Origin of the sequence: Oxalobacter paraformigenes (assembly GCF_000158475.2) — a bacterium.
Lineage (GTDB): Bacteria > Pseudomonadota > Gammaproteobacteria > Burkholderiales > Burkholderiaceae_D > Oxalobacter > Oxalobacter paraformigenes.
The window spans coordinates 24,413-46,401 of record NZ_KI392031.1 but is presented as its reverse complement, the minus strand read 5'-3'; the positions used below and the strand labels follow the sequence as shown (position 1 = coordinate 46,401).

Sequence of the window (21,989 nt, the reverse complement as noted above, 5' to 3'; positions counted from 1 at the left end):
CCGCATGCAATACAAATTGCAAAAACATCTATAGTAGGGACTATCATTTTTCACTCTACCGATCTCATTAATGAATTGTCAATTGAACTAACTGCCGCCATTCAAAAAAGAAATCCTTATTTTCGTCTTTTTCAAGCCGTAACAATCTTTATAAAGGGAGCGATATCAATCGACAGACAACTCTTTTTGAAAGGCAATTCATATCTAGGAAAAGATGAAATAGAACACTATTTATCAGACTACGCTACTTGTGCTACTTATGCGAAAAAAATCGAAATAATTCTGTTCCTGACAAAGTTAGCTTACCCAAGCATTATCGAAACCTGTAAAAGCTTAAGTTTCGTGAATGAGCAATTACAAAAATCAATTCGAGAAAAAATTCGGCTATATTCGATTGAATACAAAATGCAAGAATCCGCTTAGCCTCAACTAGTAAATATCGAAATTATAAAGGTCGTGGAATGGGCCAATAAAAATAATTTCGAAAAGTACATTAGCGAAAGTCGAATCGAACGCACGCTAGCAGCATATACGTATGTAGTGGGTCTAGCCGATTCGACAAGCGATGGAATACAACTATTTGGCGTTATGCAAGCTCTTGAGGCTTTTTACATAGATGGGCATGGTGACATGAGAAGACAACTTTCTGAAAAAGTTAAGCTATGGCTTGGTCGTTGGGAAAACAACACGAACATCGTTGGCCGTCTCTACGATGTACGCTTAACTTTTGTGCATGGGACAGCAAAATTAATATCATGGAACCGAGATAAATTAGCCTGATATTCTGAAGAATCACATATGATGAAATTTCTGAATGCAGGAGTACTAGCCGTTCGTCTATTAATAGCTTCTCTGCAAAAATACGTAAATGAAGACACATGTGATATAAACTGACACTACTCTTTTAGAATGAACGAAAAAGACCAGCATTGAAGCACTGATTGGGCTTGAGTGTGTATGCTTAAGAAATTGGTACTCTTTCCTAATGCTGAATAACGATGAAATTGGAACTCATAGCCTGATTACAATGAACGAAGCTCAGTACATTAATGCCTATGTGCCTAATTGGCAGAAACCCACACTTGACCTTAAGGGTGTTGAGTCATTAGGATACGTGACCCCAGTTACGCCATTTGAATATCTTCGCTATGCCGAAGCTGACTTAAATATCGGAGATGTTCACGGCCTTGTAAACGGCCTATCAAACGCCAAACGAGCAATAGACTGTCAGGTCGCGAATATTCTTCATGGGTTTGGCCTCTCTATTCCAAAGCAGTTTCCAAGCAGGCTTGAAAAAATATCAGCCCTTGGCTTGGTTGCTCCTCGGATCATTAAAAAAATTATTCGCCTCCGTAATCTCATGGAGCACGAATTTCATAGCCCAAATTTATCAGAGGTTGAAGATGCCGTGGACATTGTAACACTCTTCCTTGGGGCAACCCGCCATGTCTTTGCAAACGGCATTACTACTAGCTTCTGGGTTGCTGACGAGGTTTCTGTCAACCCCACTGGCATTAAACGAACAAAAACAAAAACGATTATTGACAATGAATTCCCCGCATATACATTCTCTAGGGGAATATTTTGCGCATTTGATCTTGAAATCCGCCAGTTATCTTTATTATTGGTACATGAAAACAATGAGATGGGAAACATCACTTTCTCAAAATCTGACAAACGCACCATCCCACTTCTCGCATTCATGAGCACCCTTGATGCAGCAGGTGGAAAAGCATATTCCCCAGATGGGGCACATGAGTTTATTTCTATTGTTCATGCACCATGAATACGCACTTAACCTCTATGTGAATGCAGGCACTTACTCCGAATTCCAGTGTGTGATACAGCTAATGACCAGTGACATTTTGCGTGTGATTTAGCAATTGAGGGAGTTTGTCTTGGGCTACCCGATTGTGCTGCGCATCAGATATTATTCACGCCCTATGATTTATATCTTAAATTATATTATTCCGCATTCAAAGTGCATCAATATTCAGCACCATCGAAGAACTAGTTCCTTCTTGAAACTAGACGATTAGTTCTCATTAATTAACGCCAAGTTTATTTAGAGAAGTTGCAGGTAATGCTAGTTTTTTGATTTTAAAATCAGACTAGAAATAGCACAAAAAACGCCGCTAACTCATTGAATTAACGGCATTTTTATAAAAATGGTTGCGGGGGCAGGATTTGAACCTACGACCTTCGGGTTATGAGCCCGACGAGCTGCCAGACTGCTCCACCCCGCGTCTGGAAAGGTAGAATTATAACCCGGTTTTCTTTTTTATTCAAGTGCGTCTCATAAAGAGCCATTCTTTTCCGGAAAACCTCACAAGGGCCTTGTACTTTCCGCCGCCAACGCACCTTTTGAAGCGTTGGAAAAGAAGGTAACATTGTGTTGATTGCGCGAATTGTTATCAATGGTTTTATTCAATGATATCCTGTTGTCGTTTCCTTATATTCCGTTCCGAGCCGTTTTAAATTTACATGAAATTCTGTTCTCACTGCGCTCATCCCCTGATTGTCGATATCCCGCCGCTGGACAATATGCCGCGCCATATCTGCCCGAACTGCAACACGATCCATTATGAAAATCCGAAAATCGTGGTTTGCAGCATACCGACCTGGGAGACGAAAAAGGAAACGTCCATTTTGCTGTGTCGCCGGGCGATAACGCCCCGGCACGGTTTCTGGACTCTCCCGGGGGGGTTTATGGAAAACGATGAGACGACGGAACAGGCAGCCAGACGGGAAACAAAGGAAGAAGCGGGGGCAGACGTAAAAATCTCGACCCTGTTCTCCCTAATGAATTTGCCGGCCTATCATCAGGTTCACCTGTTCTATCTGGCCCATCTGGAAAACACGAACTTTGCGCCGGGTGAGGAAAGCCTTGAGACCCGACTCTTTACCGAAAATGAAATTCCCTGGAATCAACTGGCCTTTTCAACGATAAAATACGCACTCAAGTTCTATTTTGAAGACAAAAAGAAAATTCAGAAGGGAGGCGATTTCGGTTTTCACACACTCGACCTGACCCAATAGGCCGACCCGATCCGATTTCAGCCGTTCACTGCAAAATTTGGAGATTTCACTTTATGGCAACGTATCCCGTTTTTCTCAGCCACGGCTGGGTCGAACAAGATGGCATTGAAAGAATCACGAGCCTGATGGAAACATACCGTCTGAAAACGGAAGGGTTCGGATATGAATACTACAGCGTATCGAAAGACGATCCGGCCCAGTCTGTGCCCTCCAACAAGGCACTGGCAATCGCGATTGAAAAGCAGATGAAACCCTGTTCGTGTCTCATCATTCTGGCGGGCGTTTATGAAGAATTCAAACGCTGGATCAATCTGGAACTGGACGCGGCGAAAAAGCTGGGCATACCAGTCATTCTGGTAGATGCCGTCGATCCGAAATATACCTCCCACAAGGAAAAACGCGCCGCGGCGGAAATCGTGAAATGGGATGCCATGCAACTGGGAGATGCCATCGTCAGACATGCCAGACTCAAAAAATAATTGGCAAAGTTTTTTATCCAGCCCCGTATGCCATCTCTGAAATGGCAGCAACCCGTTCAATGATCCCCTGGCTAGAACAAAACGATCCTTTTCCTGCGGTCGAAACGGCCTTGACGGAAGAAAGCGGTTTTCCGGGACTGTTGGCGGCAAGCGCCGATCTGTCTCCGGACCGCCTTGTCAACGCTTATCGACAGGGCATATTCCCCTGGTTTTCCGAAAACCAGCCTGTCTTGTGGTGGAGCACTGATCCCCGTATGGTGTTGCCGACGGAACATTTTGTCATTTCCCACAGTCTGAAGAAAAAACTTCGACAAATTCACAAAAGCATCCACACCGGCGGCCCCTGGAAACTGAAATTCGATGCCGACTTCGGGCAAGTCATAAAAGCGTGCGCCGCACCCAGAAACCATATAGCGGGCACATGGATAACCGACGAAATCATCGACAACTATCAGAAACTCCATGAAATGGGCATCGCCCATTCGTCGGAGCTATGGTATGAAAACAGACTGGTAGGCGGAGCCTACGGCATTTGCCTGGGAAAAATATTTTTTGGCGAATCCATGTTCGCCAGGGTAAGGGACGCCTCGAAAATCGCCCTTTCCCATCTTGTTTTTTTCCTGAAAATGAACGGCGTGAAAATGATCGACTGCCAGCAGGAAACAGCCCATCTCGCTTCACTGGGCGCCCGTCCGATCAGCCGCGCCGATTTCACTGTTCACCTTAAAAGCGTCATCGATTTGCCGCCGGTCACGTCGTGGAAATCAGACAATCTCTGTCCCTTGTGCTCCTTTCACACAATTTCCCGATGAAAATAAATCCGCGAATTACGATACAATATAGGCCATCCTGAATGTTCGTTCCGGAAAAACCGCCGTGAAAGGCCTTTTCTTCCGGAACCGGTCTGGCGCCGTCGCAACAAAATTGAATCTCATGATCCCTAATTTCATGTACGCCCTGATCCGGCCATGCCTTTTTTCCCTGGATCCGGAAAACGCCCACCACTTCACTCTCTCATCCATGAGAATGGCTTCCGCTATGGGAATGACCGCTCTGGCGCCCGCCGTCAGTCCGTCGCCCCGCAAAGTCATGGGACTGACTTTTCCCAATCCGGTCGGACTGGCCGCCGGTCTGGATAAAAACGGATCCTGCATTGACGGTCTGGCCTCTCTCGGATTCGGTTTTCTCGAACTTGGCACCGTCACTCCGAAACCCCAGTCCGGCAATCCCAAACCCAGAATGTTCCGGCTCCCGGAAGCGGAAGGATTGATCAACCGGATGGGATTCAACAACGACGGTGTCGATATACTCGTGGAGAACGTAAAAGCCTCACGCTTTTATCGGGAAAAAAAAGGCATTTTGGGTTTAAACATCGGAAAAAATGCAAGCACGCCTATTGAAAACGCCGTTGACGACTATCTGATCTGTCTCGAAAAGGTTTATCCTGTCGCAGATTACATTGCCATCAACATTTCCTCGCCCAATACGAAAAATCTGCGACAATTGCAGGGTGAATCCGAACTGGACAATCTGCTGACGCAACTGAAAACGGCGCAGGACAGACTGTCGCAACAGTATTCCCGATATGTTCCTCTGGCATTGAAAATCGCGCCGGACATTGACGATAACCAGATCAGAAATATCGCGGATGCATTGCTTCGTCACAAGATCGATGGCGTCATTGCAACGAACACAACCATTACACGCGATACCGTCAAACATCTCAAACACGGTCAGGAAGCGGGAGGACTTTCCGGTGCTCCCGTCAAGGATCTTTCCACTCACGTTATCCGCTGCTTGAAAACGGAATTGGGAAATGCCATTCCCATCATCGGGGTAGGCGGTATTTTGTCCGGCGAAGACGCCCGGGAAAAAACAGAAGCGGGCGCGTCACTGGTCCAGATACTGACCGGCATGATTTATTCAGGCCCCGGACTGGTACGCGAATGCGTACAGGCCTTGCGCAGGGACTGAGGTTTTTTCTACTGTCGCTATCTACAAGAGGAACCGGAATCATGCAGAAAATACCTTTAGGCACCAGTGGCATGTTCGTCTCGAAGGTTTGTCTGGGCACCATGACCTTCGGCGACCAAAACAATGAAAGCGAAGCTTTTCGCCTGCTCGATTACGCGGTCGAACGCGGTATCAATTTCATCGACACAGCCGAAATTTATCCCGTCATGCCGCAAGCGGTCACTCACGGACTGAGCGAAACCATCATCGGGAACTGGCTGAAAAAAAGGGGAAATCGTGACAGCATCGTTCTCGCGACAAAAATAGCCGGTCCCTCGCGGCTCATCCCATGGATACGCAACGGCAAAAGCGATCTCGACGAACACAATATCCGCCTCGCGGTCGAAAACAGCCTGAAACGTCTCAAAACCGAATACATCGACCTTTACCAGTTACACTGGCCCAGCCGGAACGTGCCGTTCTTCGGCAAGGTTATCTTCAATCCCAAAGACGAGCGGCCCAGTGTGCCGATTGAAGAAACGCTGGGGGCGTTGGGCAAACTGATTGAAGAAGGCAAAATCCGCCATATCGGCATTTCCAACGAATCGGCATGGGGCCTGATGGAGTTCATCAAGATCGCCGAAATGAAAGGTTTGCCGAAAATCGTTTCCATCCAGAACGCCTACAATCTGACTGACCGGCATTTTGAAATTGGCATGGATGAAATCTGCTTCCGGGAAAACGTCGGACTGATCGCCTATAGCCCTCTCGCTTTCGGCCAACTGACAGGAAAGTACATCGACAACCCGAAAATTCGCGGACGGCTGACTCTCTTTTCAGCAGACTGGAACGCACACTACCGCCGTCCGGCCGTACTCGAAGCGACCCGCCAGTATATGCAATTGGCCAGGGAATACAACATGACGCCAGCCCAACTGGCTCTGGCATGGTGTTATTCCCGCTGGTTTATCGACGCCACCATTATCGGGGCAACGAAGCTGGACCATCTTAAGGAAAACATCGATGCCATTTCCATTTCGCTAAACGATGAAATCGTTGATCGAATCAATGCAATCCATGCCCTGATCACCAATCCGGCCCTGTAAACAGCCCACCTTAAAACGCGCCATTCCTCACCCCTGAAGCAAACCTTCTGCAATCATGGCTTTATGAACGGCCGGACGTTCTGAAACCCGCTTACCATATTCAGCCAGGGCTTTCCATTGATCGATCTCCAGATCAGCCGCCCCGAGCCAGGTGGAAACAGTAAACAGATACGCATCGGCAACGGTAAACCGTTCCCCCATCAAATAAGGCTTTTTCCCCAACTGGCGTTCGACATAATCGAATTGCCTGAGCAAGGTCTTTTTCGCCTCTTCGCGGCAGGCGCCATAAGACGGATTGAATATCGGTACAAAACTTTTCTGCAATTCCGTCGCAATAAAGTTGAGCCACTCCATAAGACGATATCGTTCCATCGTCTTCGGCAAGGGAACAAGCTGTTTTTCCGGAACCAGATCACCCAGATACTGGATAATAACGGCGCCTTCCGTCAGAATGGAACCATCCTCAAGTTCCAGCGCGGGAACCGATCCTTTTGTATTGACGAGATAAAAATCATGGCCCGAAGCGGTTTCCTTTTCCTGCAAATCCACTTTTTCCAGTTCAAACGGCAAGCCGGATTCAAGCAACACAATGTGAGGTGAAAGCGAACAGGCTCCGGGAGTGTAATACAATTTCATTGTTTCAGCCTTTCATAAAATAGAGACACAGGTTGTGACAGGAACATAAAACTGCCTTATCCGTCAGCAATAAATAATACCCCTGCACAGATACGACGTGTCAGTTCATTGTCACTCTTCCAGCATATATTGCTGAATCCAGTTGAAATGAATTGCCAACTTGCCAACATTGGAAAAAAATAGCTCTGGCGCAGATCATGACACGACAACAACCTATAGGGAGGAATCTCATGAAACGTATTTTTGTTTTACTGGCTGCCCTGATGGCCGGAACACTACTGCTATCGGGTTGCCAAAGCACAACCGCCGGAGGCGCGACCAATTCGTCACGAAGTCAATTATTGTTGATCTCGTCTGACGAGGTCAATCAGGGTGCGGCAACCGCTTACAAAAAAGAATTGGGCCGGGCGCGTTCGGCAAAAGCGCTGAATACGAACACTGCCTACACAAAACGGGTCAAAAACATTTCAAATAAATTGATTGCCCAGGTCGGCGTTTTCCGTCCCGATGCCTTGAAATGGAAATGGGAAGTCAATGTCATAAACAGCAAGGAAGTGAACGCTTACTGCATGCCGGGCGGAAAAATCGCCGTTTACAGCGGGATTATCAGTTCACTTAATCTTACCGACGATGAACTGGCCGCCGTCATTGGACATGAAATGGCGCATGCGCTTCGCGAACACAGTCGCGAACAAATTTCCCAGCAGATTGCAACCGATCAGGCTTTGTCTATTGCCGGTGCACTGGCCGGACTGAGTTCCACCCAGCAATCGCTCGCGGGAACAGCCAGCCAACTGGTGTTGACACTGCCATTTTCAAGAACCATGGAAGCGGAAGCCGACGTCATGGGAATGGAATTGATGGCACGAGCCGGCTACAACCCCGAAGCGGCTGTCAACGTATGGAAAAAGATGGCAAACCTGGGAGACAGCTCGACACCGGAACTGCTTTCAACCCATCCCAGCGATTCTTCCAGAATCGACAGACTGCACTCGGAACTCCCCAAAGTCATGCCGCTCTATCAGACCGCCGCCAAACGTCAAGGCAAGTCCGCGGCAAAAAAGAAAAGATAACGTCGTTTTAACAAAAAACGCGCTTTGAAAGCGCGTTTTTTGATGATCCCGCTACCTAGAAAAATGACTTCTTCTTGCCCCAGGAATCGCGCAAGGTCACCGCACGATTGAAGACGGGCTGGCCCGGTTGCGAATCCTTGATGTCGGCGACAAAATAGCCGTGCCGTTCAAACTGGTAAATGTCTCCGGGCTGTGCGGCGGCCAGTCCCGGTTCCAGATAAGCCCTGACGACTTCTTTTGAATGCGGATTCAAGGCCAGCCTGAAATCCTTGTTGTTCGCGTCCGGCGCCGGATCGGCAAACAGCCGGTCGTAAAGGCGGACTTCCGCTTCAACTGCGTGTTCCCGGCTGACCCAGTGGATATTTCCCTTGACCTTGTAAGCTGTACTGCCTTCCGTGCCGCTCTTGCTGTCCGGAAAATAATTGCAGTGTACGGCCGTCACATTTCCCGCTTCGTCCACGTCGTAACCGGTACATTCGACCACATATCCATAGCGGAGGCGAACACGGTTACCGGGAAACAGGCGGAAATACCCTTTCACCGGATCGATCATGAAATCTTCCCGCTCTATCCACAATTCCTTTGTAATCGGGAAACGCCGCAAACCGCGTTCCGGATAATGCGGATGAACCGGAGAAGTGCATTCTTCCTGAAGATGTTCCGGAAAATTGTCGATAACAAGTTTTACCGGATGCAAGACAGCTGTCGCTCTCGGCGCCTTGGGATCGAGATCGTCTCTCAGGCTGCCCTCCAGCGTGCCCACGTCAATCCAGCCATCCGCTTTCGCCACACCGATCCGTTCGCAAAAAAGCTGGATCGATTCCGGCGTATAACCCCGACGACGGATACCCACAATCGTCGGCATGCGCGGATCGTCCCAGCCATCGACGATTTTCTCTTCCACCAGCTGCAACAGTTTCCGTTTGCTGGTAATGGTATAAGTCAGATTCAACCGGGCGAATTCGTACTGGTGAGGCAACGGTTTCTGAAGAAAACCGCCGATAACCCGACCGTCCGGCAACGTAATCGTTTCGGACAGCCGCTCGAGAATCCAGTCATAAAAAGGCCGATGATCCTGAAATTCCAGTGTACAAATCGAGTGGGTGATATTTTCCAGCGCATCCGAAATCGGATGCGTGTAATCGTACATCGGATAAATATTCCACTTGTCGCCCGTTCTGTGATGATGTGCATGACGGATACGGTAAATGACCGGATCGCGCATGTTCATATTGGGCGAAGCCATATCGATTTTCGCCCGCAATACGTATGAGCCATCAGGAAACTCGCCGGCTTTCATCCTGCGGAAAAGATCAAGCGACTCAGCCGCCGGTCGGTCACGGTACGGCGAATTTTTGCCCGGTTCGGAAAAACTGCCGCGGTTTCTGGCGATTTCTTCCGGAGTCTGGCTGTCCACATAGGCATGCCCGGCTTCAATCAGGTATTCGGCCATCAGATACAGGGTATCGAAATAATCGCTGGCATAATGCAGATAATCCGTACCGCCCTGTTCCCATGAAAAACCGAGCCACTGGACGCTATCTTTGATAGTGTCCACGAATTCCTGATCTTCCTTGGTCGGATTGGTGTCGTCGAAACGCAAATGGCATCTTCCGTCGTAATCCCTTGCCAGACCGAAATTGAGACAGATCGACTTGGCGTGCCCGATATGGAGATAACCGTTGGGTTCCGGAGGAAAACGCGTAATGACTTTCGGCATTCCGGGACGCTGATACGTTCCCTTTTCGTTATCGGATTCGATAATGGCGCGCAGAAAATTGGACGATGAGGCAGAATGGCTGTTTTTGTTATCGACGTTCATGACTTGTATATAAAAAACGGATAAGCTACATTTTACCGCGACAACGCATAATGTGTAGTGCTGCCGGCACATCTATTTGACATGCCTGCCCTCTTTGCGAAATACCGATGTCGTATTGTTCCACTCAATCGTTTTTACCAGACCTCACATGATCAGAATTGTCATTGCGGACGACCATACCTTAATGCGCGAAGGACTGAAACGCATTCTTGAAGGCAACGAGGAAATCACTGTCGCCGGCGAAGCCGTTGACGGTTTCAGCGTTCTGGCGCAAGTCCGGAAAGGCGGGTTCGATGTGTTGTTGCTGGATCTTTCCATGCCCGGCCGCAGCGGTATCGACCTTATCCGGCAGATCCGGACAGAAGCGCCCAAGCTGCCCGTTCTGGTATTGACGATGTATGAGGAAGAACAGTACGCCGTCCGTTCGATCCGTGCCGGTGCCCAAGGTTATCTGACCAAGGAAAGCGCCGGCAGCCAGCTCGTTACGGCGATCAAAAGAGTCGCTTCCGGAAGACCTTACATCAGTATGGAAGTGGCTGAACGACTGGCGCTGGACATTATGACCCCGGAAAAGGAATTGCCTCACAAACAGCTTTCCAATCGTGAATTCGAAATCTTCAACATGATGGCCAGCGGCAAATCCATTACAGACATTGCCACCCAGCTTCATTTAAGCGTCAAAACAGTCAGTACGCACAAATCCCGGATCCTTGCCAAAATGGACATGCATTCTCTGGCGGAAATCGTCCAGTACGCCATTGCTCACAACTTGCTCGCTCCTTTTGAACGATAATGCCGGTTTCCGGCCAGGATCAGCCGGTTTTTTTCTTGCTGCCGATCTTGCTTTCTTTTCCCGAAAGCAGGTTGCCGATGTTCTGCCTGTGACGACTGATCAAGAAAGCGCTCATGACGACAATAGCGGCAAAATACAGGTTGAATCCATAAAACAGCCCGTAATAGATGGGAGCGAGCACAGCCGAAATCAGGGCAGACAGCGAGGAATATCGTGTCAGAATTGCAACACCCACCCACGTTACCAGTACAAGCGCTCCCAGTAAGGGGCTGATGCCCAACAACACACCCAATGCCGTAGCCACGCCTTTTCCCCCTTTAAAACGTGCAAAAACAGGAAAAAGATGTCCCAGAAAAACCGCGATACAAACACAGGCCGTTCCCGTTTCCCCTACCTGGAATTGCGGCCCCAGATATGAAGCCAGCCAGACGGCAAGCCAGCCTTTGGCGGCATCGCCCAGCAACGTCAGCAAGGCAGCCAGTTTGTTGCCGCTGCGCAAAACATTGGTGGCTCCCGGGTTTCCGGAACCGTACGTTCTGGGATCGGCCAGTCCGAAAAGCCTGCTGAAAACCAGCGCGAAGGGGATGGATCCCAGAAGATAGGCGGCAATGACAAATAAAACCGTATACATATTTTCAAATCGCTGTTTTCTTGTTCTGTCACAAACAAGAGTCGCAATGACCTCAAAAATAACAGAAGCGTTTGTTAAGATAACGAAACAGGAAATGTTGCTTATGTCCGCATTGTAGTGGTGAAAGGAAAAATATGCAGCAGGAAATTCGACTTGCAACGTTCAACGTGCGCAATCTGGTATTGCCGGAAATCGCCTATTACGATGATTTGCCGCCCTACACGCAGGAAGAATACGAGGCGAAAACAGCATGGATTGCCGAAAAAATCGACCAGTCCGATGCCGACGTTATCGGTTTTCAGGAAATTTTTTCCAAACAAGCCTTAAACGACGTTGTTGCGAAAACCCGCCACTACCGGGAAGCGCACCTGATCTGTTTCGACCGGAACCATCTGCCGGCTGCCTTAAAACCCCAGGTCGCCCTCTTGTCCCGTTTTCCACTGGCAGGCTCACCTCAAACCCATCAACTTTTTCCCCGGCAGTTCCAGATCACATTACCGATCACCGATACCCTTATCAACCGGTTTTCCCGACCTGTACTTGAAGCGCCTGTCTTTCTCCCCAATGGACAGATTCTCAACATTTATGTCGTTCATCTGAAATCGAAACGTCCCGATTTCGTCAGTTTCGTCAATAAGTCGGATCCTTACCAATACGGTCTGGCTGCGCTGCGTTCACTGATGAGAAGAGCAGCCGACGCGCTCGGCGTTCGGGCGCTCGTAGCGGAGTTCCGCCAGAACAATGCCCTGCCCATTGCCATCCTCGGCGATTTCAACGATTTTTCCCTGGCCGTATCCACCCGTATTGTGACTGGCGAAGAACACGAAAGTGAGCAACCACTCTCACCTTTTTACCGACTTTACGATTGTTTTGAAATACAGAGCGATCCGGATCATCACATGAATAATTTGTCGCAGTTTCTTGAAGAAAACGGGACACCCCGAATCGATCATATATTCGTTTCGGAAGAATTCACCGAAGAATCGGGATTTCTGACAGGGAAAATCAAGAAAATGGTCTATTTGCAAAATGACGGCGATCCTGACAATCCCGAACTGTCCGACCACAGTCTGGCGCTTGTCACTATCGAATTGAAATAACCCGCTCTTCAAAACAGGGAAGGACACATACACCTATCCGTTTTCTCTCTTGTCCGCGACATCGCTGCCGCGGGGATGATGGATGGCATGCAATTGCTTGAGTCGCTGTTGCGCCACATGCGTATAAATCTGGGTTGTCGAGATATCCGCATGTCCCAGCAGTAACTGCACAACCCGCAAATCGGCTCCATGATTCAACAGATGCGTTGCAAAAGCATGCCGCAAGGTATGCGGTGAAAGAGGTTCATGAATGCCGGACTGCAAAGCGTATTTCCTGATCAGCGTCCAGAACATCTGCCGCGTCATGGACGTTCCCCTCGCTGTAACAAACAGATAATCGGACACCTTTCCGGCAAGAATGAACGGACGGCTTTCCCGCATGTAGCGTTCGATCCAGATGCGCGCCTCTTCGCCAAACGGCACAAGCCGTGTCTTGCTGCCCTTCCCCAGAATGCGCAAGACGCCTTCATTCATGCCCACTTCCACCAGCTTCAAGGTAACCAGTTCCGATACCCGCAGTCCGCTTGCATACATCAGTTCGATCATGGTTCTGTCACGCAAACCTAGTGGATTTTCCACCCTGGGTGCGATCAGGAGCGATTCGACCTGTGTCTCGGACAAAGTTCCGGGAAACCGTGCCGGTTGTTTTGCGGCATGCATTTTCTGGCATGGATTCACTGCCAGCCGTCCAAGGCGGAACTGCAAGCGGTAAAAACGTTTGAGTACCGTCAGACGCCGATTGGCCGATGTTGCTTTCGATTCGGAATGACGCGCCAGAAAATAGCTGTTCAGAATATCCGGTGTGACTTCCAGCAGACGGGTGCCGGGCCCGTTTTTTTCAAGCCACTGTGCAAACAGTTGCATATCGCGACGGTATGCATCAAGCGTATTCTGAGACAAACCGTCCTCCAGCCAGACCGTCTCGCAAAACTCATCAATCGCCAAACGGTTTTCAGATGAAAGCGTATATCTGTCCTGTTTCTTCATCCGTATAAAAAACCTTCATGTTTCAGCAGCCAGCGTTTCATCCGGAGTCGCGCACTGGAGGGATCGCCTTCACCGACAGGGCCCCGCGGCCCTGTAATGGCAATAACGCGATGGCTTGGAATATAAAGCGACAATGGATTTTCCTCACATGCCCGGCAGATCACTCCGGGGGAAAGATGCAACAGGTTACCCAGTTCGCCATAAGTACGGATTTCTCCACACGGAATCGACATTAATTCGCGCCAGACCCTGCGATGGATTTCTCTTCCCGGCATCGTTACCGGCAAATCCAGACAGGCACCGGGATGATCCAGATACCCCCGAATCTGTCTGACCGCTTCGGCTGACAAGGCGTCCGTCGCCTTCTTTTCCACGAACAGGTCGGGGAAAATACGAATAGCTGTAATTGTCTCATGCTCAACGGCAATCCCTACAGAACCGAAAGAGGTTCTGACAATCGCGCTGCATCTATCGGGAATCAAAGCGCTCATATGCATTTTTTCTGAAAAGACCTTGAGAGAAAAATTATATTTCTTTCTCATTTCCAAAGAGACATTCCCGACAAATAATTTTAATCACTCTGATGAGTAGCCCAGTCAGTGTGGTTATCCCTCATTTCCGATATCGTATTTGTTTTAAGGGGGCCTCTTCGATTCTGTGGTTATCCGGCGCCTCTTCACCGTGCCAAACGCCTTGCCTGACACGAGGGCGATATGCGACACCTGCGACTGCATCCGCTGCGTATAACAGCGCTTCTTCAGCTTTTCATAAAAGCCGGCATCGCTTCAGAAAAACCGTTCCGGCAGTTTAGCCTTGTCAAAAAGGGAACAAACGGCGAAACCGGATAGCGCGGGACTTTCGGCAAATTTGTCCGGGGATAAGGTAAATGACCATCATCCCAACATACAGGCAATTCTCGGACGACAGTTACCCCTTTTCCTGTATGGCGTTTTTCAATTCAACGGCCCGATAAGAAATACACCGGCGTACATCAATTGTATACCGTACCGCAATGGCTCCGATCAGGCAATCCTGAAGACAAGGCCGCTACTTATGCAATGCGCTTTTTCCCTGATCTCAACAAATGCGAGGGAATCGGACAGTCCTTCACCTGAAAAAACGCGTTTTTCTGCCCGTTTGCAAAAAGATTTTTTATCCTGTCTGTCAATACAGTTTTTTTGGCCAAAGCGACCTCCAGCGCAGGTACTGAATCTGTCAAAACGCGACAGGCAAACGAGCCGCTTTCTTCCTCCACTCCGCTGCACACGGCGAAATCCACATTTCGACAAGCGTGCCTGCCCCCAAACCGGTTTCACTATCCAGCCATCGCTACATTCCGAAGACAATTCGTGTCACCATAAAACACACCATGTATTCGGCAACTACTCGTCCGGACGAGACGTCCCTCCCTGCCTTGTCGCGAAATGCGTTCTCCATAAACCCGTTTGCAAACTACTGCTCCAACCGCCATCCGGTTTGGCCAGTACTAACAAGGCAATGCCTTCCCCCGAAAACCACACGGGTTGCCTTCCCACGCATTTTTGAAACAAAATCAGTCAATTGCCCGGCAAATTTCATGAAAAACAACAAAAAACATTGCCCAAAACGGAATGATTATAGATACTATAGACGAATCGCCCTGCCATCAAACAATAGAACTGAAGAGTGATTTGAACCGTTTGAACGATGCATCAAAAGACTTTTTATTTGAAAAACGAGTCCGACACCTGTGCCCTCGGCAAATCGCTGGCGGCCGTACTGAAAGCAGGGCTCAAAATCTATTTACATGGTGATCTGGGCGCCGGGAAAACAACGTTGATCCGTGCCATGCTAAAAGAGGCGGGCCACAAGGGAAAGGTGAAAAGTCCCACTTACACACTGGTCGAACCTTACTCGATTGACCTGAACAACCGGCCTGTCGATTTGCTGCACTTCGATTTATATCGGCTGGGGTGCCCCGAAGAATTTCTTGAAGCGGGTTTTCGGGAACACTTCAATGAAAAAACGATTTGCTTTATCGAATGGGCTGAAAAAGCCGACCCGGAATTACCGCCTCCGGATCTCGTTATCTCTCTGGAAGTCACCGGAGACGGCCGTACCGCCTGTCTGAAGGCGTCGTCCGACAAAGGTTCACACTGTCTGGAAAATTTGCGCTTTTTGCCTCACTCATGAGTCGAAGATGAAACATTCATTTTACAAGCACTGGCAAACGATCCTTCTGGTTATGGCATCGTTTATCTTTTTGGTGACAGCCATGCAACCGGTCTTCGGCGGCAACATTGTCGCCGTCCGCACCTGGCCGGCAGACGACTATACGCGCATCACTCTGGAACACGAAGGCAATATCCAGGCCAAACACTTCATGCTGAACAATCCGGACAGGCTGGTCGTCGATGTGGCAGGAACTGAATTAAGTTCCACCCTGAAAGAACTGATCTCCAAAATCCAGCCAGACGATCCTTACATTCAAAATGTGCGTGTCGGGCAACTGGATCCGAAAACCGTCCGTCTTGTCTTTGATCTGAAAGTTGCCGTCAACCCACAGGTTTTTTCGCTGGCGCCGATCGATAAATACAAGCATCGTCTCGTCCTTGATCTTTATCCGAAAGAACCGCTCGATCCGATTGCCGCCCTGATCCTGAAAGGGGAATGGAAAAAAGAAGCTGAACCGGTACAGCTTGCCGCCAGTAATCCGAAAAAATCCATCATAGAAGCTCCCGGCCGGAAAACGTCATTTTCGCCCTCTCCCGCCGGAAAAGATACTCAAATGCCGTTGAAACAGATGGTCACAATCGTCATCGATCCGGGGCATGGCGGTGAAGACTCGGGAGCGATCGGAGCAAGAGGCAGCAAGGAAAAGGACGTCGTTCTCGCTATTGGCAAACGTCTGAAATCCAAAATTGAACAGCAACCCAATATGCGTGTTGTCATGACCCGCAATGCCGATTTTTTCGTTCCATTGGGCGTTCGCGTACAGAAAGCCAGAGCTGTTCAGGCGGATCTGTTTATTTCCATTCATGCCGATGCATTTATCCGGCCGACTGCGCGCGGCTCTTCCGTATTTGTCCTGTCGGAAAAAGGAGCATCTTCGACTGCGGCCAGATGGCTTGCCAAACGGGAAAACGCGGCAGACCTCATTGGAGGAGTCAATATCAAAAAACATGACCGGCAACTGGCCAGTGTCCTGCTGGATCTTTCCACAACAGCCCAGATCAAACACAGCATGAAACTGGGAAGCGCGGTTCTGGATGAGATGGGAGGCATCAACCGACTGCACAAGGATTCCGTCGAACAAGCGGCCTTTGCCGTACTGAAAGCGCCGGACATTCCCAGCATTCTGGTCGAAACCGCCTTCATTTCCAATCCTGAAGAAGAAGCGAAACTGAACAACGACACCCATCAGGAAGACATTGCTGACGCCATTTTGAACGGCATCAAGAAATATTTTGCCAAGAATCCCCCGCGCGCCCGAAACCGTATGATTTAAGGGATCCATCAATTTTGTTGCTTAAACTGCGGCCCGGATCGGGCAAATGAGGTAGAATACTGCCTGCGTCATTTTTCGGCTTTAAACGCTCGTGCAAATTCCGCAAATGACGTGCTTCTTTTCAAGGCGCTCGTAGCTCAATGGATAGAGTACTGCCCTCCGAAGGCAGGGGTTGTGGGTTCGATCCCCGCCGAGCGCGCCATCATGCTGTTCCCTGCGTTAGTCATGCGCTGAACGATGAGCAGCACCGGCTCAAGAAATCCGCTTCTTCAAGTCGCCGGCTGCGCACATCTTCCGCCCAAAACGCCATTTATTTTCCGTTACCGTCTTATCATTAAAAAAACAACACGACCGGCATCGCCTTTGTACCAGAGCCCGCCAGGCTGAACATAGCCGGTTTCATCCCTCCAAGGCGATAAAATTCCTTCCAGAATACTGTAAGCCCCTTTATTCAGAACACGCAAATCCCTGGAGATTCTGACCCCGCCAAAGGTATGAGACAAGGAAACAGCGGAGGAAACCAACACTACAAAAATGACGCCCGGTTTCCGATAACCGCAGAAAAAGGCTCGCGCCAGTCGCGACATTTTTGGGGCCAAGCGTAAGAATACAACACGGTTTCAAAACCGGATAACCGCCTGCAAGAAACCGCAACCTTGCCTGAGCTGCCCCTTTAGACGATAAAAAAATGGCTGGAATCCTCCAGCCATTTTTCAGTTAAACCAGACAGACCGAATTTCTAGTGAGCGACCTGTACTGCTTCAGCTTTGACTTTCTTCTTGGGCCGTCCCATTCTTGGAATAACGAAGGTAGCCAGAGCGAAAGCGATAAAGGAAGTGATACCGGTAATCATAAAAGCCGTATTCCAGCCGAAATTTGTGGCAACCGCCGCGCCAAGACCACCGCCAAAGATCGAAGCGATCGCTTTGGCAGCCCAGAAAAAGCCGTAGTTTCTTGCGGAATAAGCTGTACCGAAAATGTCGCTGTTGGTCGAAGGGAACAAAGCGTAGCTACCCCCCCAGGTAAAGAAGGCCAATGCAAGCATCGCGATGAAAGCCACTTCGGAAACCTTCGCAACATACGGGAAACACCACAGAACGATAGCGTTGATACCGAATACAACCGACATGGTTTTGTAACGGCCAATCTTGTCGGAAACAAACCCCCAGAACGGACGGCAACCGCCATTGAACAGATTCTGGATGGAAACGCCAATAGTCAGGACACCGGCAGCAAGACCCAGGCTGCGGCCGTAAGGAACGCTGTTGGCAACCAGCAGCAGGCCACCGAAGTTGACCGAAAAGAAAGCTGTCCAGAGAATCCAGAATTGTGGGGTCTTGAGCATTTCATTCGAGTTGAAGTCTTTTTCGGTTGGAACGATAACTTTTTTGATCCCTTTCTGTTCTCCAGGGAATCTGATGAAAAAGGCGATAGCAATAATCAGGATACCCATGATCAGACCGGTATACATGAATGCCGGGCCAACGCCGTCAACTCTCAGAACAGAGCTGATCAATGGCAGGAAAGGCAACACACCCAGGCCATAACCGGCAGCCGTAAAACCGGAAGCCAAACCTCTCTTGTCCGGGAACCATCTGTTAGCCGTATTCATGGCAATACCGTAAACGATACCGACACCGGCACCGGCAAGAGTATAAAGGGCATACAGAGCGGGGATACTGCTTACCTGTCCCATCAGAGACCAGCCAACCAGCACCATGGCACCGCCGAACATCAACGGAATCTTGGGACCGAATTTATCGACAAAATATCCACCACCCGGCTGTGAACCAGCTTGAATAACCTGAGAAAGAGTAAATGCTGTCTGAACGGCAGCAAGTGAAACGCCCAGAGCATCTTTCACCGGGTTAGCATACAGTGTCCAGGAATACTGGACACCCGAGATCATACACATTAGCAAAACTGCCAATACCAAATAGAACCAGCGAATATTCCCTGCTGCTTGCGGGGTTGCCGGTTGTGCTGTTTGCGGATTATTCATCTTACCAATCCCTAATCAAGTTAATACAAAATTGAGATTCGGGAAAATGCCAGCGCCACCAGACGACAAGGCCATCAATGCGCCCGATAACCATTCCATGGCACCTTCCCGGGACTCATATCATGAGTTCCACATATGAAAATTAATATCATATTTAGCAGAACCACATATGCAATCTTATTTCACATTATTCCCGTCAGCAAATAAATTTATTTCATATTTACCCCAAAGAGATATGAAATAAATTCATATTGGAAATGAAGGCATATGATGTATAATCTCACATTTTTTGCTAATCATATGAAATTTGAGTTCATATGATTAGCAAAAAATCGTATTTAATCAATACACAAGTTCGGATTCAATCAAGCTCGTGGCTGATCGTTAGGACAAATCCGGCATAGCCTGGAAACGTAGTAGCCCTCTGGCCTTAAAAGACAAAGCAATACCGTCCATCGGCCGGCTTTCTTCCTTCCAGGCCAGCGACAGAACAAGGCGCGGCCCGAAAGAACGTCAGTGCACGGCTGTGCAATATGCTTGGTTTGTATAAAAATAGGATTTTCGCCTAACCTTTTTGGAGGTCGTTTTAAAAACAGGGTTTTTCAGATTCCTGTTTTTAAAACTTTCCCGTCAACAAGGAGATTTCGTGCGCGAAATCCCCCAGGAAGAGAATCAATGGTCATTCAACGATTGTCTGGGGTTCGTTGCCGATACGCTGGCGTATTTCACCAATCCGGTAAACCGTTTCACCCGATATCTCCAGTGCTGAAACGGCTTTATCGGCATTTTCTTTCGAAACGATCACCACCATACCGATTCCACAGTTGAACACCCGGTGCATTTCTTCATCGGCAACATTGCCGTGTTTTTGCAGCCAGTTAAAGAGCGGAGGCATACTCCAGGCTTCTTTTTTCAAAACAGCCGTCAGATGATTTTGCAAAACACGCGGAACGTTTTCCACCAGGCCACCGCCCGTAATGTGAGCCATTCCCTTGACTTCGATAGAAGACATCAGCGACAGCAGCGGTTTGACATAAATTCTTGTGGGCGCCATCAAGGCATCTGCCAACGAACGGCCATCGAAATCGGCGCTCAGGTCAGGCTTGGCGACTTCAACAATTTTGCGAACGAGAGAATACCCGTTTGAATGAATCCCCGAGGAAGCCAGCCCGATAACCACATCGCCGGGTACGATTTTTGTCCCGTCGATAATGGCGGATTTCTCGACAGCTCCGACAGCAAAACCGGCCAGATCATATTCTCCGTCCGGATACATGCCGGGCATTTCAGCCGTTTCCCCTCCGATCAGCGCGCATCCGGCCTGTTCGCATCCGGCAGCAACCCCCTTGATAACATCAGTAGCCGTGTTGACATCGAGTTTGCCACAGGCAAAATAATCGAGAAAAAACAACGGCTCCGCGCCCTGAACCAGAATATCGTTCACACTCATTGCCACAAGGTCTATCCCGACCGTATCATGTCGGTTAAGCAAAAAGGCCAGCTTGAGTTTGGTGCCGACCCCATCGGTACCGGAAACAAGTACCGGCTCGCGATATTTGTTGCCGATTTCGAAAAGAGCGCCAAAACCGCCAATGCCACCTAACACCCCTTCGCGCATGGTACGTCTGGCAAACGGTTTGATGGCAGCTACCAGCGCATCGCCTGCATCGATATCGACACCGGCATCGCGATAGGAAAGAGATTGATTAGTGGATGAGCTCATAATGTAAATGCACCGCTGGGCGTAAAATAACAATAATTCCGTATTCTAACAAACTGATCACACAAGTACGACCGAATGGCATTATTTACACCACAACAAAGACAAACGGCACTGTGGACCGGCATCGGTATTTTTCTGATTGTCATTCTTCTCTTGCTCGGGCCGATCCTGACGCCGTTTATCGCCGGAGCCATTCTGGCCTATGCCTTAAACCCCATCGTTGACTGGCTTCGTTCGAAACGTATTGGAACGCTTCGTCTACCCCGCCTCATTGCCGTCATCATCGTCATGTTGCTGCTCATCGCCATTGTGACGGCATTCGCACTGATCATGATTCCCATGCTGATCAGGGAATGGCCCATGCTTTACGAACAAATTCCGGCTTTTATCGCCAAGGTCAATAACTACCTGAGTCCGATTTTGAATGAACTGGGCATCCAGATCCCGGCAGACAATGCCGGCATCAAAAAAATTCTGACTGAACAATTCGTTCCCAAAGGCGATGGCGTCTGGAAATCGCTTATCGCCTCTGCCAAATTCGGAGGAACGGCCGTTCTCACCTGGGCATGGAATCTGATCCTTATCCCGGTCGTTCTGTTTTATCTGTTGAAAGACTGGCATATCATGATGCGCAAGCTGAGGGACATGATCCCCAGACGCTGGGTAACCAGGGCCGTCAGTTTCTCCAGGGAAGTGAACAGTATGCTGGCGCAGTATCTGCGTGGACAATTACTGGTTATGGTCATTCTGTCGAGTTATTATTCCATTACGCTTGCGCTTGCCGGCTACAACGTCGCTCTGCCCGTTGGCATCATGACCGGTATGCTGGCCTTCATCCCTTATATCGGGATCTGTTTCGGTCTGGCTCTGGCGATTACAGCGACACTGCTGCAATTTACCGGCATGGAAGCGTGGATTACCCTCGGAATCATCTATGGTTTCGGTTATTCCTTCGATGGCTTGCTGATGACTCCCAAACTGGTCGGCGACCGTATTCAGCTTCACCCTTTAATTGTTATTTTCGCCTTGCTTGCATTCGGCCAGCTTTTCGGTTTTGTCGGTATTTTGCTCGCTTTGCCTTCTTCGGCTATTCTCTCGGTTGCCTACAAACATTTGCGAAATTACTATTTTGACAGTAATTTTTACAAAAGCTGAATT

21 protein-coding genes and 2 tRNA genes are annotated in these 21,989 nt (G+C 49.0%); 15 read left to right on the top strand and 8 right to left on the bottom strand.

What is annotated here, in order from left to right; all coding sequences use genetic code 11:
* Positions 1-75: 75 nt before the first annotated feature.
* From OFAG_RS03530 to OFAG_RS12720, 3 genes are all read left to right on the top strand, one after another.
* The gene (locus OFAG_RS03530) at positions 76-423 is read left to right on the top strand and encodes a hypothetical protein (RefSeq protein ID WP_040719503.1); all 348 of its coding nucleotides are present in this window, start codon (positions 76-78) and stop codon (positions 421-423) included.
* A gap of 33 nt (positions 424-456) precedes the next feature.
* Entirely contained in the window at positions 457-780 is a 324-nt protein-coding gene (locus OFAG_RS13645; protein ID WP_147617715.1) for a hypothetical protein, read from the top strand.
* Between the two features lie 205 nt (positions 781-985).
* Positions 986-1,786, top strand: coding sequence for a hypothetical protein (locus OFAG_RS12720; protein WP_005877899.1), 801 nt, complete (start codon positions 986-988; stop codon positions 1,784-1,786).
* A 383-nt stretch (positions 1,787-2,169) separates the two neighbouring features.
* On the opposite strand, the gene OFAG_RS03520 is transcribed toward OFAG_RS12720, so the two are convergent.
* Positions 2,170-2,246 (bottom strand) — tRNA-Met (locus OFAG_RS03520).
* A 238-nt stretch (positions 2,247-2,484) separates the two neighbouring features.
* Between OFAG_RS03520 and OFAG_RS03515 the strand changes: the two genes are divergently transcribed.
* The 5 genes from OFAG_RS03515 (at position 2,485) to OFAG_RS03495 (ending at position 6,577) form a co-directional block, all read left to right on the top strand.
* The gene (locus OFAG_RS03515; RefSeq protein WP_005877901.1) at positions 2,485-3,039 is read left to right on the top strand and encodes an NUDIX hydrolase; all 555 of its coding nucleotides are present in this window, start codon (positions 2,485-2,487) and stop codon (positions 3,037-3,039) included.
* Positions 3,040-3,092: 53 nt separating this feature from the next.
* On the top strand, positions 3,093-3,518 hold the full coding sequence (locus tag OFAG_RS03510; RefSeq protein WP_005877903.1) for a TIR domain-containing protein: 426 nt from the start codon (positions 3,093-3,095) through the stop codon (positions 3,516-3,518).
* Between the two features lie 59 nt (positions 3,519-3,577).
* Entirely contained in the window at positions 3,578-4,330 is a 753-nt protein-coding gene (gene aat, locus OFAG_RS03505) for a leucyl/phenylalanyl-tRNA--protein transferase (protein ID WP_005877905.1), read from the top strand.
* A gap of 121 nt (positions 4,331-4,451) precedes the next feature.
* A complete protein-coding gene (locus OFAG_RS03500; RefSeq protein WP_005877907.1) occupies positions 4,452-5,492 on the top strand; it encodes a quinone-dependent dihydroorotate dehydrogenase in 1,041 nt (346 codons plus the stop codon).
* Between the two features lie 41 nt (positions 5,493-5,533).
* Positions 5,534-6,577, top strand: coding sequence for an aldo/keto reductase (locus OFAG_RS03495; RefSeq protein WP_005877908.1), 1,044 nt, complete (start codon positions 5,534-5,536; stop codon positions 6,575-6,577).
* Between the two features lie 27 nt (positions 6,578-6,604).
* Here the strand turns inward: OFAG_RS03495 and gstA are convergent, their stop codons facing one another.
* Positions 6,605-7,213 (bottom strand): glutathione transferase GstA, encoded by a 609-nt coding sequence (gstA, locus tag OFAG_RS03490; protein WP_005877909.1) that lies wholly within the window; start codon positions 7,211-7,213, stop codon positions 6,605-6,607.
* A gap of 230 nt (positions 7,214-7,443) precedes the next feature.
* Here gstA and OFAG_RS03485 point away from each other — a divergent pair, with 230 nt between their 5' ends.
* Positions 7,444-8,286 carry a M48 family metallopeptidase gene (locus tag OFAG_RS03485; RefSeq protein ID WP_020994800.1) on the top strand — a complete coding sequence of 281 codons (843 nt, stop codon included), beginning with the start codon at positions 7,444-7,446 and terminating at the stop codon, positions 8,284-8,286.
* Positions 8,287-8,341: 55 nt separating this feature from the next.
* Here the strand turns inward: OFAG_RS03485 and OFAG_RS03480 are convergent, their stop codons facing one another.
* The gene (locus OFAG_RS03480; protein WP_005877912.1) at positions 8,342-10,108 is read right to left on the bottom strand and encodes a glutamine--tRNA ligase/YqeY domain fusion protein; all 1,767 of its coding nucleotides are present in this window, start codon (positions 10,106-10,108) and stop codon (positions 8,342-8,344) included.
* Positions 10,109-10,256: 148 nt separating this feature from the next.
* Here OFAG_RS03480 and OFAG_RS03475 point away from each other — a divergent pair, with 148 nt between their 5' ends.
* On the top strand, positions 10,257-10,901 hold the full coding sequence (locus OFAG_RS03475; RefSeq protein WP_005877914.1) for a response regulator: 645 nt from the start codon (positions 10,257-10,259) through the stop codon (positions 10,899-10,901).
* A 19-nt stretch (positions 10,902-10,920) separates the two neighbouring features.
* On the opposite strand, the gene plsY is transcribed toward OFAG_RS03475, so the two are convergent.
* Complete coding sequence (gene plsY, locus OFAG_RS03470; protein ID WP_005877916.1) at positions 10,921-11,532, bottom strand: glycerol-3-phosphate 1-O-acyltransferase PlsY; 612 nt, start codon at positions 11,530-11,532, stop codon at positions 10,921-10,923.
* A 134-nt stretch (positions 11,533-11,666) separates the two neighbouring features.
* On the opposite strand from plsY, the gene OFAG_RS03465 reads away from it, so the two are divergent.
* A complete protein-coding gene (locus OFAG_RS03465) occupies positions 11,667-12,632 on the top strand; it encodes an endonuclease/exonuclease/phosphatase family protein (RefSeq protein WP_005877921.1) in 966 nt (321 codons plus the stop codon).
* Between the two features lie 33 nt (positions 12,633-12,665).
* On the opposite strand, the gene xerD is transcribed toward OFAG_RS03465, so the two are convergent.
* Complete coding sequence (gene xerD / locus OFAG_RS03460; RefSeq protein ID WP_020994799.1) at positions 12,666-13,619, bottom strand: site-specific tyrosine recombinase XerD; 954 nt, start codon at positions 13,617-13,619, stop codon at positions 12,666-12,668.
* On the bottom strand, positions 13,616-14,110 hold the full coding sequence (locus OFAG_RS03455; RefSeq protein WP_231371662.1) for a methylated-DNA--[protein]-cysteine S-methyltransferase: 495 nt from the start codon (positions 14,108-14,110) through the stop codon (positions 13,616-13,618). Before OFAG_RS03455 ends, xerD begins: the two co-directional genes overlap by 4 nt.
* Positions 14,111-15,305: 1,195 nt before the next feature.
* On the opposite strand from OFAG_RS03455, the gene tsaE reads away from it, so the two are divergent.
* The 3 genes from tsaE to OFAG_RS03435 all read left to right on the top strand — a co-directional run bounded on the left by tsaE (position 15,306) and on the right by OFAG_RS03435 (position 17,308).
* Positions 15,306-15,791: a tRNA (adenosine(37)-N6)-threonylcarbamoyltransferase complex ATPase subunit type 1 TsaE gene (gene tsaE, locus OFAG_RS03445; protein ID WP_005877926.1), complete on the top strand. Its 486-nt coding sequence runs from the start codon at positions 15,306-15,308 to the stop codon at positions 15,789-15,791.
* A 7-nt stretch (positions 15,792-15,798) separates the two neighbouring features.
* Entirely contained in the window at positions 15,799-17,106 is a 1,308-nt protein-coding gene (locus tag OFAG_RS03440) for an N-acetylmuramoyl-L-alanine amidase (protein ID WP_005877927.1), read from the top strand.
* 126 nt (positions 17,107-17,232) lie between these two features.
* A tRNA-Arg gene (locus OFAG_RS03435) sits at positions 17,233-17,308 on the top strand.
* Between the two features lie 537 nt (positions 17,309-17,845).
* On the opposite strand, the gene oxlT is transcribed toward OFAG_RS03435, so the two are convergent.
* A complete protein-coding gene (gene oxlT / locus OFAG_RS03425; protein ID WP_005877928.1) occupies positions 17,846-19,108 on the bottom strand; it encodes an oxalate/formate MFS antiporter in 1,263 nt (420 codons plus the stop codon).
* A 679-nt stretch (positions 19,109-19,787) separates the two neighbouring features.
* Positions 19,788-20,831, bottom strand: a complete 1,044-nt coding sequence (gene purM, locus OFAG_RS03420) for a phosphoribosylformylglycinamidine cyclo-ligase (RefSeq protein ID WP_005877930.1) — start codon at positions 20,829-20,831, stop codon at positions 19,788-19,790.
* Positions 20,832-20,906: 75 nt separating this feature from the next.
* On the opposite strand from purM, the gene OFAG_RS03415 reads away from it, so the two are divergent.
* Positions 20,907-21,986: an AI-2E family transporter gene (locus OFAG_RS03415; RefSeq protein WP_005877931.1), complete on the top strand. Its 1,080-nt coding sequence runs from the start codon at positions 20,907-20,909 to the stop codon at positions 21,984-21,986.
* Positions 21,987-21,989 lie beyond the last annotated feature (3 nt).

What these genes read in the sequence shown, in the direction of transcription:
- OFAG_RS03475 (WP_005877914.1), top strand. Translation starts at nt 10,257, where the DNA reads ATGATCAGAATTGTCATTGCGGACGACCATACCTTAATGCGCGAAGGA.
- OFAG_RS12720 (WP_005877899.1), top strand. Translation starts at nt 986, where the DNA reads ATGCTGAATAACGATGAAATTGGAACTCATAGCCTGATTACAATGAAC.
- OFAG_RS03415 (WP_005877931.1), top strand. Translation starts at nt 20,907, where the DNA reads ATGGCATTATTTACACCACAACAAAGACAAACGGCACTGTGGACCGGC.
- tsaE (WP_005877926.1), top strand. Translation starts at nt 15,306, where the DNA reads ATGCATCAAAAGACTTTTTATTTGAAAAACGAGTCCGACACCTGTGCC.
- aat (WP_005877905.1), top strand. Translation starts at nt 3,578, where the DNA reads ATGATCCCCTGGCTAGAACAAAACGATCCTTTTCCTGCGGTCGAAACG.
- oxlT (WP_005877928.1), bottom strand. Translation starts at nt 19,108, where the DNA reads ATGAATAATCCGCAAACAGCACAACCGGCAACCCCGCAAGCAGCAGGG.
- plsY (WP_005877916.1), bottom strand. Translation starts at nt 11,532, where the DNA reads ATGTATACGGTTTTATTTGTCATTGCCGCCTATCTTCTGGGATCCATC.
- OFAG_RS03510 (WP_005877903.1), top strand. Translation starts at nt 3,093, where the DNA reads ATGGCAACGTATCCCGTTTTTCTCAGCCACGGCTGGGTCGAACAAGAT.
- OFAG_RS03495 (WP_005877908.1), top strand. Translation starts at nt 5,534, where the DNA reads ATGCAGAAAATACCTTTAGGCACCAGTGGCATGTTCGTCTCGAAGGTT.
- OFAG_RS03500 (WP_005877907.1), top strand. Translation starts at nt 4,452, where the DNA reads ATGATCCCTAATTTCATGTACGCCCTGATCCGGCCATGCCTTTTTTCC.
- purM (WP_005877930.1), bottom strand. Translation starts at nt 20,831, where the DNA reads ATGAGCTCATCCACTAATCAATCTCTTTCCTATCGCGATGCCGGTGTC.
- gstA (WP_005877909.1), bottom strand. Translation starts at nt 7,213, where the DNA reads ATGAAATTGTATTACACTCCCGGAGCCTGTTCGCTTTCACCTCACATT.
- OFAG_RS03465 (WP_005877921.1), top strand. Translation starts at nt 11,667, where the DNA reads ATGCAGCAGGAAATTCGACTTGCAACGTTCAACGTGCGCAATCTGGTA.
- OFAG_RS03480 (WP_005877912.1), bottom strand. Translation starts at nt 10,108, where the DNA reads ATGAACGTCGATAACAAAAACAGCCATTCTGCCTCATCGTCCAATTTT.
- OFAG_RS03485 (WP_020994800.1), top strand. Translation starts at nt 7,444, where the DNA reads ATGAAACGTATTTTTGTTTTACTGGCTGCCCTGATGGCCGGAACACTA.
- OFAG_RS03440 (WP_005877927.1), top strand. Translation starts at nt 15,799, where the DNA reads ATGAAACATTCATTTTACAAGCACTGGCAAACGATCCTTCTGGTTATG.
- xerD (WP_020994799.1), bottom strand. Translation starts at nt 13,619, where the DNA reads ATGAAGAAACAGGACAGATATACGCTTTCATCTGAAAACCGTTTGGCG.
- OFAG_RS03455 (WP_231371662.1), bottom strand. Translation starts at nt 14,110, where the DNA reads ATGAGCGCTTTGATTCCCGATAGATGCAGCGCGATTGTCAGAACCTCT.
- OFAG_RS03515 (WP_005877901.1), top strand. Translation starts at nt 2,485, where the DNA reads ATGAAATTCTGTTCTCACTGCGCTCATCCCCTGATTGTCGATATCCCG.